Genomic DNA, 13,044 nt, shown 5'->3' on the forward strand with positions numbered 1-13,044 from the left:
GGCCCAGGCACCCGCGGTTGACAGCCAGGGCGTCGCGTTCCATCAACCCGGGGGCGGCTGCGGCACCCGCTCCCCCGGCGTGAACAGTTCCTCTTGGGCGCGGTCCCGGGCCCTCAGAAGCGCACCGCGCAGGACCGCGCCACCGCCCAGGGTGGTGGCCCGCACCTCCGTGGGCAGCGGCGTCATCCGGGCGATCCGGTCCTGCACGCGCGCGGCGAGGCAGCCGCCGCCGGCCTGCCCGACCTCCCCGCCGAGGACCACGCATCCGGGGTCCAGGATGGCGACGACCGAGGCGACGCCGACGGCGATACGGTCGGCGAGGGCGTCGAGGAAGCGGAAGGCGGGGCCGGAATCCCCCGACGAGGACGCCCGGGCCGCCACCTCCGGCACCCCGTCCGGCCGCCCCGGCGGAGTCACGCACGGCACCCCGTCCGGCCGCCCCGGCGGAGTCACGCACGGCACCCCGTCCGGCCGCCCCGGCGGGGTCGCGCACGGCACCCGGCCCACCGCCTCCCTCACCATCGCGGCGGCAGCCCGCACCACCCCCACCGTCGAGGGCTCCTGCCCCGCCGCCACCGCAACCCCGCACTCCACCGCGAGGTCCACGACCGCGGCCGCGGCTGCCAGCGAATGGAAGCCGCCCTCGCAGTCCGTCGAGGTCGGCAGCGCGCTCGTACCCGGGACCGGGAGGAAGCCGATCTCTCCCGTACCACCGGAGGCGCCGCGCCGGAGGGCGCCGTCGAGGACCACGGCCGCTCCCGTTCCGTGGCCCAGCCACAGCAGGACGAACGTGTCCCGGTCCCGGGCCGCTCCGTCACGCTGCTCGGCGAGTGCCGCGAGGTTGGTCTCGTTCTCGACGCTGACGCGGGCCTCGGGCAGCCGCTCCTGGAGGGTGGCGACGAGCCGGCGGTGCCACTCCGGCAGCCCGGTGGAGTCGCGCAGTTCACCGCTGGACGGGTCGATCAGACCGGGCGCACCGATCCCCACGGTGTGCAGGCGGTGGGCACCGGCCTCCTTCGCAGCGCGCTCGACCAGCATGACCGCCTGCTCCACGGCGGGACCCGTTCCGGTGTCTCCGCCGATCGGCACCGACGCCTCGGCCAGCACCCGCCCCACCAGGTCCGCGACGGCCACGGAGACGCCTTCGGTGCGGACGTCGAGGGCGGCCAGGTGCGCCCGGTCGGCGACGATGCCGTAGACCTTCGCGTTGGGGCCGCGCCGCTGCTCCCCCGCCTCGCCGACCACAGCGATCAGTCCGGCGGCGGTGAGGCGTTCGACGAGGTCGGCGACGGTCGGCCGGGACAGACCGGTCAGCTGCTTCAGCCGCCCTGCCGTCAACGGGCCTTCCTGCTGCAGCAGACGCAGGGCGAGCCGGTCGTTGATGGCCCGGGCGGTGCTCGGGGATGCGGGCATGCCGGGATCCTTCCAGACGGGCGGAGCCGTCGGCCGTGGCCTGCCCGGGAGACCCTCTTATTATCAGGCAGGGTTCCTGATAGTTTACGCCCGCACCGGGCACGAGCACGGCAGCGACCTGGAGGGGGACCGCAGAATGGGCAAGGTGGTCGACGAACAGCGCGAGGTGAAGCGGTCCCGGTACGCCGTGGCCGCCGTCTTCGCCGTGCACGGCGCCGTGACCGGCTCGTTCGCGACCCGGGTGCCGTGGATCCAGGACCACGCGGGCGTGAGCGCGGGCCAGTTGGGGATCGCCCTGGCCTTCCCCGCGCTCGGCGCGTCCGTGGCGATGCCCCTCGCCGGCAGCATCAGCCACCGCTTCGGCGCCCGCAACGCGCTGCGCGGACTGATCGCACTGTGGACGCTGTCCCTGGTCCTGCCGTCCCTCGCCCCGAACCTCCTGACCCTGTGCCTTGCCCTGTTCACGTACGGCGCGACGGCGGGCATGGCGGACGTGGCGATGAACGCACTGGGGGTCGAGGTCGAGAACCGCCTCGGCCGGTCGATCATGTCCGGGCTGCACGGCATGTGGAGCGCGGGCGCCCTGGTCGGCTCGGCGGCCGGCACGCTCGCCGCGCACCTCGGCTCGGACGCCCGCCTGCACCACCTCCTGGCCGCCGCGGTCCTCACCGTCGTCGGCGTGCTGTCCTGCCAGTGGGTGCTCGACCTGCAGCCGGCCGAGGACGAGGAGCCGCCGCCGCGCTTCGCGCTGCCGCCCCGCTCGGCACTGCTCATCGGCGCGATCGGCTTCTGCGCGGTGTTCGCGGAGGGCGCCAGCCTGGACTGGTCGGCGGTCTACCTGCGCGAGCAGCTGGAGACCTCGGCCGGTCTCGCCGCGGCCTGCACGACGGGCTTCACGCTCACCATGGCCGTCGCCCGGCTCGCCGGTGACAGGATCGTGGACCGCTTCGGTGCCGTCCGGACGGTGCGGGCGAGCGGTGTGTTCGCCGTCCTCGGCGGGCTGCTGATCGTCGTCGCGGACCATCCGGCGGTGGCCATGAGCGGGTTCGCGCTGATGGGCCTGGGCATCGCCGTCGTCGTGCCGCTGTGCTTCGCCGCGGCCGGCCGCAGCGGATCCAACCCGAGCCTGGCCATCGCGGGCGTCGCGACCATCACCTACACCTCGGGGCTGATCGCGCCGAGCGCGATCGGCATGCTGGCGCAGGCGACCAGCCTGATGGTGTCGTTCTGCCTGGTGACGGCGCTGTCGTGCGGCCTGGTGGCGTTCGCGGGTGTGCTCCGCCCCGGCGAGCGGACGAAGATCGGCCGGACGGACGCGGCGGTTCCCGACCCGAGGCCCTGAGGAGACACCCGCCCCGGTCATCGGCACGGTGGGCACACCCCGACAATGGTCCGGACACTCGCACGCACGACGAAAGCGAAACCGCACCATGGATCTCGGCGTCCGCTGGAAACTGCACGGCGACGGACGCACTCCGGCGCCCGGCGCGGTGGTCCGCCCCGACGAGCGGCTCTCCTGGCCCCGCACGGCAGGGCTCGGCGCCCAGCACGTCGTGGCGATGTTCGGTGCGTCCTTCGTGGCGCCGGTCCTGATGGGCCTGGACCCGAACCTCGCGATCATGATGTCGGGCGTCGCGACCGTCGTGTTCCTGCTCGCCACCCGTGGCAGCGTGCCCAGCTACCTGGGCTGCTCGCTCTCCTTCGTCGGCGTGGCGGCGGTGATCCGCGCGCAGGGCGGCAGCAGCGCGACCGTCACGGGAGCGGTGTTCGTCGTCGGGGGCGCGCTGTTCCTGGTGGGGCTGGCCGTGCGGCGCTTCGGGGCGCGGATCATCCACGCCACCATGCCGCCGATCGTGACCGGCGCGGTGGTGATGCTGATCGGCTTCAACCTGGCGCCGGTGACGGCCTCGACCTACTGGCCGCAGGACCAGTGGACCGCCCTGCTGGTGATGCTGTTCACCGGTCTGGCGGTCGTCTGCCTGCGCGGCTTCTGGTCGCGGATCGCGATCTTCCTGGGGCTGGTCTTCGGGTACGGCATCTCCTGGGTGTTCGACCTGGTCTTCGGCAGGATCCACTCGGTGGACGCGAGCGGCAAGCTGACCGACCACTGGCGGCTCGACCTGTCCGGCGTTGGCCAGGCCGACTGGATCGGGCTGCCGACCCTGCACGCCCCGTCGTTCGAGTGGTCGGCGATCCTGGTCGCCCTGCCGGTCGTCATCGCGCTGGTAGCGGAGAACGCCGGGCACGTGAAGGCGGTCGGCGAGATGACCGGCGACTCGCTGGACGACAAGCTCGGCACGGCGATCGCGGCCGACGGCGTCGGCTCGATGCTGTCCACCGCGGTCGGCGCCCCGCCCAACACCACGTACTCCGAGAACATCGGCGTGATGGCCGCGACTCGCGTGTACTCGACGGCCGCGTACTGGGCCGCAGCCGGCTTCGCCCTGCTGTTCGGCCTCTGCCCGAAGTTCGGTGCGGTCGTGGCGGCGATCCCGGGCGGGGTGCTCGGCGGCATCACCGTCATCCTGTACGGCATGATCGGCCTGCTCGGCGCGCAGATCTGGATCAACGCCAAGGTGGATCTGCGCAATCCGCTGAACCTGGTCCCGGCGGCCGCGGGCATCATCATCGGGGTCGGCAACGTCTCCCTGAAGTTCTCGGACACGTTCTCGCTGAGCGGCATCGCACTCGGCACCGTCGTCGTCATCACCGGCTACCACGCCCTGCGGGCCTTCGCCCCCGCCCACTTGAAGACGCAGGCGCCCCTGCTGGACGAGGGCACCTCCTCCTACGACGACGCCAAGTCGTAGGCGTACGAGGCCGTGAACGTCCCCGGCCTGCCCTTGCAGCCGTCCGACTCCCCCGGCAGCTTCACCCACAGGTAGGCGTCGATCCTGGCCTCGCCGGTGCTCAGGGTCGGGGTCCGGCCCAGCCCCCGGCCCGCCGGGTCGCACCACTCGCCGTCGGCCGGGGCGCCGTTGCCGTTGCGGCTGGTGTCGATGACCGCGCCGAGGCCCGCCGGGCCGCCGAGCGCGTCGAGGACCCGCCGGTCGTAGGCGACCTCGTCTGCGGTGGTGTGGAAGTTGGAGACGTTGCTGAAGATGCCGTCGGAGGACTCGGGTGAGGCGGCACCGGCCTGCCTGAGCCAGGCCGCCTGCTTGCCGGGCGCGTTCCAGCCCGAGTGCCCCGCGTCGAAGTACACCCGGGCCCGGGGGTTGGCGGCCTTCAGGACGCGGCCGGCCCGGGCCAGCGAGGCGAAGCGGTCCGCGCGTTCACCGGCGGAGAGGCACTCGGCCTGGGCGACCGAGTCGGGCTCCAGGACGACGATGACCTCGCCCGAGCCCAGCCCGGCCGCGAACCGGTCGATCCAGGCGTCGTAGGCGTCCAGGCCGGGCGCGCCACCCAGGGAGTGGCCCCCACAGTCCCGGCCGGGGATCGCGTACGGCACGACGACGGGCACCCGGCCGAGCGCGGCCCCGCCCGAGGTCACGGCGGCGACCCGGGCGGTGACGGTGTCCGGGGAGTAGTCGGCGAACCACACGGCCGCGGGCTGCTCGGCGATACGGGACGCGATGACCGCGTGCCGGGGGTCGCCGGTGTGGGAGCGGACCCACTCCAGGACCTGGGAGTCGGGGTGGCGGTAGAGCCGTCCGGCAACGGCCGTGCGTTGCTCCCGCTTCTCGGCGGGCTTGGCGGGCGTGGGGGTCGTCGTCCGGCGCGCGGACGGGGACGGCGAGGGCGAGGGCGAGGCGGATGCGGTGTTGGCCGGTGCGGACGACGCCGGCACCGCCGGCAGCGGCGCCAGGCGGGGCGAGGCCGGCACCTCGGGAGGGCCGGCCTCGTCGGAGGTCCGTCCACCGTCGTCGAACGCGGCGAGGACCCCCGTGACCGCGCCGGCCACGACGACGAGCGAGGCCGCCACGACCATCGCGCCACGCCGGGCGGCACGCCTGCGCCCTGCCCTGCGGGCGGCCAGTCGCTGGGCACGCGAGCCTGACACGGTGCTGCTCCCCCTCCCCCTGCGGCGGGCACTGTTCCCCCGTTTCGGGGAAGAGCCGGGCCCGCCGGTGCTCCCGCCAGCCTAGAGCTGCGACTCTGCCCGCATGCCGCGATGCGAACAAGTCCCCCCAGCCGTGGACACTCCGGTCGACGCCGTCATCTCCCGTATGCGCGCGCTCGACGCGGCCCTGCACCCGCGGGACGGGGTGGCGGTCTTCAACCGCGTCTACCTCGCCGTGACGGAGGCGGTGGACCGGTACGTCGACACCGGGCGGTTCGCGGACGCCCACGCCGCGATCACGCTGGACGTACGGTTCGCCGAGCGGTACCTGGCGGCCGTCGAGGCGGTGGCGGACGAGCGGCGCCCGCCGGCCTGCTGGCGGCCGCTGTTCCAGTTGCGCCGCCATCCCGGGGTACGTCCGTTGCAGTTCGCGCTGGCGGGCATCAACGCGCACATCGGGCACGATCTCGCGCTGGCCGTCGTGGACACCTGCCGTACGCTCGGCTGCGCTCCCGTCGATCTGGAGGACGAGTTCGACATGGTGGGCGATCTCCTCGTCTCGCTGGAGGAGCGCATCCGCGACGATCTGATGCCGGGCCCCGACCTGTTCCGGATCGCCGACCCGCTGACCCACCTGCTCGGCTCCTGGAGCCTGGACCGCGCCCGGGACGCCGCCTGGACCGCGGCCCGGGCCCTGTGGGCTCTGCGTGAACTCCGCGATGTCGCCGAAGAGTTCACGCAGCACCTGGACACGGCGGTCGGCTTCGCGGGGCGCATGCTGCTCACGCCCCTGACCGAGCCGCCGCTCCGGTTCTAGCCCCTGGGCAGCTCAGTCCTCCGGCAGTTCCACGGGGGCGATCTCGTCGTACACGTCGCCGGGGCCCGGGTTGGTCGGGTCGGTCGTGCCGCCGAGGTGGTGCATGACGCCCCAGACCGCGTTGAGGGCGGTCTGGATGGCACCCTCGGCCCAGCCGGCCGTCCAGGAGATGTCGTCGCCGGCGAGGAAGATGCCTCGCTTGTCCTCGGGCAGCCGGTCCTGCATGAAGTGCGTGAACAGGCGCCGCTGGTAGCGGTAGTGGCCGGGGAGGTTGGCCTTGAAGGCGCCCATGAAGTAGGGCTCGTTCTCCCAGGAGACGGTCACCGGGTTGCCGATGATGTGCTTCCTGATGTCGACCTTCGGGTAGATCTCGCCGAGCGACTTCAGCATGACCTCCATCCGCTCGTTCGCCGACAGCGGCAGCCACTTCAGGCTGTCGTCGCACCAGGTGTAGGAGAGGCAGATGACGGCGGGCTTGTCCGGGCCGTCGTCGAGCAGGTAAGTCCCGCGCGTCATACGGTCGGTGAGCGTCATCGACATGACGTCCCGGCCGGTCGGATTCCCCCTGTCGTCGACGGCCTTGTCCAGCCAGAACGGCCGGTCCACCGGGACGAAGAGCTTGGAGCTCTCCATGTAGTGCGTGCGCTCGATCGCCGTCCAGTGGTCGATCGGGAAGAGCGAATCGTCGCAGGCGATCTTCGACAGCAGCATCCAGGACTGGGCGGTGAAGATGGCCGCCTGGAAGGTGCGGATGTCCCCGTGGGCGTCGGTCACCGTGATGCGGTTGCCGGCGGTGCGGTGCAGCCGGGTCACGGCCGGGCGGGGCTCGCCGCCCTCGTGCAGGCTCGCGAGCGAGGTGCCCTGGGCCCAGTGGACGATCTTCTGCGGCTCACGCTCCCACAGGCGCAGGGGCAGCTGCTGCGAGCCGCCGACGATGCCGCGGTGGTGGTCGTCGGCCTCGGTGTAGACGACACGCAGGATCTCCAGGATGGAGTTGGGGAAGTCGGTGTCCCAGCCGCCCGTGCCGAAGCCGACCTGGCCGAAGATCTCGCGGTGCCGGAAGGACTTGAACGCCTCGGAGTCGCAGAGGAAGCCGTAGAAGGTCTGGTTGTCGAGCTTCTCCACGAGCCGGGACCAGATCTCGCGGATGCGCGGGACGTCCCGCTCGCGCAGGGCGCGGTTCATGTCGGAGAAGTCGGCGCCCTCCTCCAGGCACCGGTTCCAGGCCTCGGCGACGTCCCGGTAGACCTGGGGCAGGTCGGCGATGGTCTCGGCGTAGTGCGACTCGCCCTTGAGGTCGACGACGGTCGACGGGGTCGCCTCGGCGAGGGGGTTGGGGAAGGCCCGGGTCTGAAGGCCGACGAGGTCGATGTAGTGCTGGAGGGCCGTGGAGGAGGGCGGGAAGCGCATCGCGCCCATCTCGGCGGTGAGCGACTCGTCGCAGCCCTCGAAGCCCACCGTCCGCAGCCGGCCGCCGATCTGGTCGGCCTCGTACACGACCGGCTTGAGGCCCATCTTCATCAGCTCGTACGCGGCGACGATGCCGGACAGGCCGCCGCCGATGACCGCGACCTCCGTGCCGTGCCCGGTCGCGGGTATCTGCCCGAGGCCCGCCGGGTGGGCGAGGAAGTCGTCGTACGCGTACGGGAAGTCCGGGCCGAACATGGTGATCGGCGGCTGCTGCGCGTCTGCGTGCTCGACGGCGTTGGGCACGGTGGACGTCATGGGGTACGGACTCCTTGCACGGGTACGAACGGGCGGTTCAGCGGGGGTGGTCAGACGAGCGGCCCGTAGAGACCGGGCCGCCGGTCGAGCAGATACGGGTTGGCCTCGCGCGAGGCGGCGAGGAAGGCGGGATCGACGTCGGCGAGGACGAGGTCCTCACCGCGACCGGCCCGGGTGCGGGCGATCCCGTCGGGACCGGCGAGCGTCGACAGGCCCACGAACTCGAACTCGCCCTCCCGGCCGGCCCGGTTGACGTACGCGACGTACATCTGGTTCTCGAAGGCCCGCACCGGGATCATCGACTCGGCGACGAACTGGAACGGGTGCATCTGCGCGGTCGGCACGACGAGCAGGTCGGTGCCGGCGAGGGCGTGGGCCCGGACGTTCTCCGGGAACTCCACGTCGTAGCAGATGAGGATGCCGACGCGTACGCCGTCGATCTCGGCCTGGACGATCTGCTGGTCGCCGGGCGTGAAGTGGTCGCGCTCGAAGCAGCCGAAGAGGTGGGTCTTGCGGTAGTTCGCGAGCCGGGTGCCGTCGGCGGAGATCAGCTGGGCGGAGTTGAACACGGCGTCGCCGTCGCGCTCGGGATACGCGTAGGCGATCGCCAGACCGTGCCTCGTCGCGATCTCGGCGATCGCGTCCGCGCACTCGCCGTCGGCGGGCTCGGCGAGGCGGGCGACGGCGTCGCCGATCGCGTACCCGGTCAGGAACATCTCCGGCGTCACGAGCAGCCCCGCGCCCGCGGCGGCGGCCCGGCCCGCGCCCTCGTCGAGGACCTTGAGGTTCTCGACGGTGGAGCCGGGGCGGCCGGAGCTCTGGAGCAGGGCGGTGCGCATGCGTGTTCCTCACCGGGCGAAGGGTGGTCAAAGGGCCCACCGGGTCGTTGGAGGGGCCACGTAGACGGTACGGGCGGCTGACCAGGGCGGACAAGAAGGAGCCGTTGCGCGCCGGTGAACGGTTCGTTGCGTGCGTCCGGGCACGGGCGGCGATTCGTTGCGCGCCCTGAGTCGTAGCCCGGCTCCTCCTCGGAGCCCGGGCCCGTCCCCGTCTCCCCCGCCGTGCGGCGGAGACGGAGTCCCGCCCTGCGCGCGATGTCCTGGCCGCACCGGGCCGGGAGAGTAGGGGCTGTCCAGTCGACCTGCGGAAAGGACCGAAATGAAGCGCCGTACGAAGATCGTCGTGCTCGGCTCCGCACTGCTGCTCACCGCCGGGGCGGCCTCGGCCGCGACCGCGTCGGACGCGCCCCGGCAACGGGAGGCCGCGGCCCTCACCGGCACCGCCGACCTGTACCGCTCGGCCGGGGACGACATCACGTTCTCGTTCGACGCGCATCTGGCCGCGAAGGACAAGGCCGATCCGATGAAGGCCACCGGCACCTTCCGGTTCAGCCACTATCTGAACGGCTCCGGCGCCCGGGCCGAGGTCGAGGTCGACTGCCTGGTCACCGGCGGCAAGGTGGCCGTCGTCTCCGGTGTGATCACCGAGTCGGACCTGCCGGGCGCCGAGGGCAAGCGCGTCGGCGTCACCGTCCACGACCTCGGCCGCCACGACCGGCTCGGCTACAGCTGGGCCTCGACGGGCCGTCCCGGCGAGGGCAATGAACCGCCCCAGTGCGTGAGTTCCGCCCCCTTCGAGAAGGTCAAGAAGGGGACGGGCGACTTCACGGTCGTCCCTTGGCAGCCCGAGCTCTAGCCAACGCCAGGGCCGTCACGAGGTAGGGAAACGCCAGCACCGCGAAGACCGTGCCGTGCGGCAAGTCCGTCCCGAGCAGCGCGTACACGCCGAACGTGGCGACCGTGGCCAGCTCGGTGCCCAGGCTCGCCACGGACGTCAGCGTGGCCCGGCGGGACTCGTCGATGCGGTGCTGAAGACGGACGTCGGCGAGTACCTCGGCCAGCTGGAACCCCGCGAAGGCGAGGCTCACGAGGGCGATTCCCGCCAGGGAGCGGGACACGGCTCCCACGGCCAGGGCGAGGGCGGCGCCCGCGAGCAGCATCGCGAGCCCGCTCGTGCCGAGCCGTTCGGCCGGTCCGGCCAGGAGGCTGCCGAGGGTGACGCCGGCCCAGATCAGCATGATCAGGTAGGGCACCGTCGCCTCGGCGACGCCGATGTCGCGGACCAGCAGGGGGGTGTACTCGTCGAGTGCGCCCCATACCGCGGCCACGGCCGGGATCAGCAGCAGGGCGCCGCGCACCGAACGGTCCCCACGGAGCCCGGCGAGTCCGGTCCGCAGGGTCGCCGCCCAGGTGTCACCCGCGTCGTCCGCCCGCACCCGGTGCTCGGGGAACCGGGTCGCGGTGACCGCGGTCAGTACGCAGGCCAGGAAGCTCGCGGCCCCGACGGCCGCGTAGCCGCCCTGCGCGAAGACGGGCCCCGCCAGGCCGATGGACGCCACGGTGCCCAGCAGTCGCGCGGCCCGGGCCCGGCCCATGATCCGCGCGTACCGGTCGGCGGCGCAGAGCCGGTCCAGTTCGTCGTAGACCAGCGCCTCCAGAGCGCCGGAGCCGAGCGCCCCGCCCGCGCCCCACAGGATGAAGCCCACCGCGAAGGCCCCGTACGACGGTACGGCCACCCACAGCGCGAAGCCGGCGGCGGTGAGCAGGGGACCGGTCCACAGCAGCCTGCGGCGCGAGACGGCGTCGGCCCAGGCGCCGGAGGGCACTTCGAGCACCACACCGGTGATCGACCACAGCGCGAACAGGGAGGAGATCTGCCAGAGCGACATGCCGGTGTCGGCGAACAGCAGCGCGTACACCGGGTAGAGCAGGACGAAGTCGTCGAGGAACGCGTAGCCGTACAGCGTGCGTGTCAGACGGCGGACGCCGGTGGCGGGCACGCGTGCGGGTGAGAGTGTCATGAGGCCTTCCCGGAAGGACGGATCGGACGCCGGAGGTACGGCGTCCGAGGCGGTCCTCGGGAGGCACGGCTGGTGGATCAATGTCGCCAGGTCATGACACCCAGGCTAGAGGTGTCTCGTGGAGCGGGCCACGGAGTTACGTGGGCGACCCGGACGAGAAGCGCCGCAGCAGCGGCGACAGCACGAGCACGGACTTGGTCCGCTCGACGAACGGCTCCCCGGCGATCCGTTCCAGGACCCGTTCGAAGTGGCGCATGTCGGAGGCGAAGACCTGGACGATGGCGTCCGCGTCCCCGGTGACGGTGGACGCGGCCACGACCTCCTGGTAGCGCTCCAGACCCCGCTGGATGGTCTCCGGGGAGGTGTTCCCGCGGCAGTAGATCTCGACGAACCCCTCGGTCTCCCAGCCGAGGGCGCCCGGATCCACCCGTACGGTGAAGCCGGTGATGGCTCCGGTGGCCCGCAGCCGGTCCACGCGCCGTTTCACGGCGGGTGCGGACAGGCCGACGAGCCCCCCGATGTCGGCGTAGGAGCGGCGGGCGTCCTCGGCGAGGGCGTGCACGATGCGTTCGTCGAGATCGTTCAGCACAGTGGGTCGATCACTTCTCGGATGGTGCCAGTCGGGAGCGGCGGAAGCCGTACCCGAAGTAGAACACGAGCCCGGCGGCCATCCAGACACCGAAGACGACCCAGGTCACGGTCGACAGGCTGCCCATCATCCAGACGCAGAAGGCGAAGCCCAGCGCGGGCATGACCGGCGAGAGCGGGACCCGGAAGGTGCGGGGCATGTCCGGCTTGGTCCGGCGCAGCACGACGACGGCCACGTTGACGAGGGCGAAGGCGAACAGGGTGCCGATGCTGGTGGCGTCGGCGAGCTGCCCGAGCGGGATCGCGGCGGCCAGGACACCGCAGAACAGCGACACGATGAGGGTGTTGGCGCGCGGGGCACCGGTCTTCGGGTGGACCTTGGCGAACACCTTCGGCACGAGCCCGTCGCGGGACATGGCGAACAGGATGCGGGTCTGGCCGTACAGCACGGTCAGCACCACGCTCGCGATGGCGATGACGGCGCAGAAGGCGAGCAGCGTGCCCCAGAAGGTCTGCCCGGTGACCTCGCGCATGATCTGGGCGAGGGCGGCCTCGGAGTCGGTGAAGTTCTCCCACGGCTTGGCGCCGACGGCGACGGCGGCGACGAGGACGTACAGCGCGGTGACGACGACCAGTGACAGCATGATCGCGCGGGGCAGGTCGCGCTGGGCGTTCTTCGCCTCCTCCCCGGCGGTGGAGGCGGCGTCGAAGCCGATGTAGGAGAAGAACAGGGTGGCGCCGGCGGCGCTGACCCCGGCCATGCCGAGCGGCATGAAGTTCTCGTAGTTGCCGGAGCGGAAGCCCTGCACGCCGATGGCGCAGAACATCACCAGCGCGGCGATCTTCACGATGACCATGACGGTGTTGGCGCGGGCGGACTCGCGGGCGCCGCCCAGCAGGAACGCCATCGCCAGCAGCACGACGATCAGGGCCGGCAGGTTGAACACGCCGCCGTCGCCGGGCGGGGCGGACAGGGCGGCCGGGATGGTGACGCCGATGGTGCCGTCGAGCAGTTCGTTGAGGTACTCGCCCCAGCCGACGGCGACGGCGGCGACCGACACGCCGTACTCCAGGACCAGGCACCAGCCGCATATCCAGGCGATCAGCTCGCCCATCGTTGCGTACGCATACGAGTACGAGGAGCCGGAGACCGGGATGGAGCCGGCCAGTTCGGCGTAGGACAGGGCCGAGAAGAGGGCCGTGAGGCCGGCGATGACGAAGGAGAGCGTGACGGCCGGGCCCGCCTTGGGGACGGCCTCGCCGAGCACGACGAAGATGCCGGTGCCGAGGGTGGCACCGATGCTGATCATGGTGAGCTGCCACAGCCCGAGGGTGCGGCGCAGCGACCCTCCCTCGCCCTGACCACCCTCTGCGACCAGGCGTTCCACGGGCTTGCGGCGCATGAGGCGCGCACCGATGCCGGGGGATGCGGGGGCGGCTGTCTGGCCTGGGTTCTGCGGTGGTGCGCCTTGGTCGAGCACGCGCTTGGCTCCTTGTCGCTGCCGGTCAGGGCGGCAGGGACCGCGGGCACCCTTGAGCAGGGACCCACCGAGCGGAGTCCCCGCCACGCCACGTACGAGGCGACAGCCTATGAGCAACGGCGTTGCTGGTGAAATGCAGCAACCTTGCGCATACCCGCAA

The 13,044-nt window shown here is 72.2% G+C and carries 11 protein-coding genes; 4 read left to right on the forward strand and 7 right to left on the reverse strand.

The window, feature by feature from the left end; all coding sequences use genetic code 11:
• Positions 1-42: 42 nt before the first annotated feature.
• Positions 43-1,413 (reverse strand): ROK family transcriptional regulator, encoded by a 1,371-nt coding sequence (locus A4E84_RS07125; RefSeq protein ID WP_062925729.1) that lies wholly within the window; start codon positions 1,411-1,413, stop codon positions 43-45.
• Positions 1,414-1,549: 136 nt separating this feature from the next.
• On the opposite strand from A4E84_RS07125, the gene A4E84_RS07130 reads away from it, so the two are divergent.
• Positions 1,550-2,755: an MFS transporter gene (locus A4E84_RS07130; RefSeq protein WP_062925730.1), complete on the forward strand. Its 1,206-nt coding sequence runs from the start codon at positions 1,550-1,552 to the stop codon at positions 2,753-2,755.
• An 88-nt stretch (positions 2,756-2,843) separates the two neighbouring features.
• Positions 2,844-4,223 (forward strand): uracil-xanthine permease family protein, encoded by a 1,380-nt coding sequence (locus tag A4E84_RS07135; protein WP_062925731.1) that lies wholly within the window; start codon positions 2,844-2,846, stop codon positions 4,221-4,223.
• Here the strand turns inward: A4E84_RS07135 and A4E84_RS07140 are convergent.
• Entirely contained in the window at positions 4,202-5,341 is a 1,140-nt protein-coding gene (locus A4E84_RS07140; RefSeq protein ID WP_062925732.1) for a glycoside hydrolase family 6 protein, read from the reverse strand. The genes A4E84_RS07135 and A4E84_RS07140 overlap by 22 nt on opposite strands.
• A 175-nt stretch (positions 5,342-5,516) precedes the next feature.
• On the opposite strand from A4E84_RS07140, the gene A4E84_RS07145 reads away from it, so the two are divergent.
• Positions 5,517-6,230, forward strand: coding sequence for a DUF5995 family protein (locus tag A4E84_RS07145; protein WP_062925733.1), 714 nt, complete (start codon positions 5,517-5,519; stop codon positions 6,228-6,230).
• 12 nt (positions 6,231-6,242) lie between these two features.
• Here the strand turns inward: A4E84_RS07145 and A4E84_RS07150 are convergent, their stop codons facing one another.
• Positions 6,243-7,955: a flavin monoamine oxidase family protein gene (locus tag A4E84_RS07150; RefSeq protein WP_062925734.1), complete on the reverse strand. Its 1,713-nt coding sequence runs from the start codon at positions 7,953-7,955 to the stop codon at positions 6,243-6,245.
• 50 nt (positions 7,956-8,005) lie between these two features.
• Entirely contained in the window at positions 8,006-8,794 is a 789-nt protein-coding gene (locus tag A4E84_RS07155) for a carbon-nitrogen hydrolase family protein (RefSeq protein WP_062925735.1), read from the reverse strand.
• 319 nt (positions 8,795-9,113) lie between these two features.
• On the opposite strand from A4E84_RS07155, the gene A4E84_RS07160 reads away from it, so the two are divergent.
• A complete protein-coding gene (locus A4E84_RS07160; protein WP_062925736.1) occupies positions 9,114-9,650 on the forward strand; it encodes a hypothetical protein in 537 nt (178 codons plus the stop codon).
• Here A4E84_RS07160 and A4E84_RS07165 read toward each other — a convergent pair.
• The 3 genes from A4E84_RS07165 to A4E84_RS07175 form a co-directional block, all read right to left on the reverse strand.
• Positions 9,619-10,815 (reverse strand): MFS transporter, encoded by a 1,197-nt coding sequence (locus tag A4E84_RS07165; RefSeq protein ID WP_062925737.1) that lies wholly within the window; start codon positions 10,813-10,815, stop codon positions 9,619-9,621. The two genes, A4E84_RS07160 and A4E84_RS07165, sit on opposite strands and share 32 nt — an antisense overlap.
• A gap of 136 nt (positions 10,816-10,951) precedes the next feature.
• Positions 10,952-11,404 carry an Lrp/AsnC family transcriptional regulator gene (locus tag A4E84_RS07170; RefSeq protein WP_062925738.1) on the reverse strand — a complete coding sequence of 151 codons (453 nt, stop codon included), beginning with the start codon at positions 11,402-11,404 and terminating at the stop codon, positions 10,952-10,954.
• Between the two features lie 10 nt (positions 11,405-11,414).
• Positions 11,415-12,884, reverse strand: a complete 1,470-nt coding sequence (locus A4E84_RS07175) for an amino acid permease (protein WP_062925739.1) — start codon at positions 12,882-12,884, stop codon at positions 11,415-11,417.
• Positions 12,885-13,044 lie beyond the last annotated feature (160 nt).

The organism is Streptomyces qaidamensis (genome assembly GCF_001611795.1).
Taxonomy (GTDB): domain Bacteria; phylum Actinomycetota; class Actinomycetes; order Streptomycetales; family Streptomycetaceae; genus Streptomyces; species Streptomyces qaidamensis.

Bases quoted from the DNA above. Each gene is read 5' to 3' on its own strand.
- A4E84_RS07125 (WP_062925729.1), bottom strand. From the start codon at position 1,413: ATGCCCGCATCCCCGAGCACCGCCCGGGCCATCAACGACCGGCTCGCC.
- A4E84_RS07130 (WP_062925730.1), top strand. From the start codon at position 1,550: ATGGGCAAGGTGGTCGACGAACAGCGCGAGGTGAAGCGGTCCCGGTAC.
- A4E84_RS07135 (WP_062925731.1), top strand. From the start codon at position 2,844: ATGGATCTCGGCGTCCGCTGGAAACTGCACGGCGACGGACGCACTCCG.
- A4E84_RS07140 (WP_062925732.1), bottom strand. From the start codon at position 5,341: ATGGTCGTGGCGGCCTCGCTCGTCGTCGTGGCCGGCGCGGTCACGGGG.
- A4E84_RS07145 (WP_062925733.1), top strand. From the start codon at position 5,517: ATGCCGCGATGCGAACAAGTCCCCCCAGCCGTGGACACTCCGGTCGAC.
- A4E84_RS07150 (WP_062925734.1), bottom strand. From the start codon at position 7,955: ATGACGTCCACCGTGCCCAACGCCGTCGAGCACGCAGACGCGCAGCAG.
- A4E84_RS07155 (WP_062925735.1), bottom strand. From the start codon at position 8,794: ATGCGCACCGCCCTGCTCCAGAGCTCCGGCCGCCCCGGCTCCACCGTC.
- A4E84_RS07160 (WP_062925736.1), top strand. From the start codon at position 9,114: ATGAAGCGCCGTACGAAGATCGTCGTGCTCGGCTCCGCACTGCTGCTC.
- A4E84_RS07165 (WP_062925737.1), bottom strand. From the start codon at position 10,815: ATGACACTCTCACCCGCACGCGTGCCCGCCACCGGCGTCCGCCGTCTG.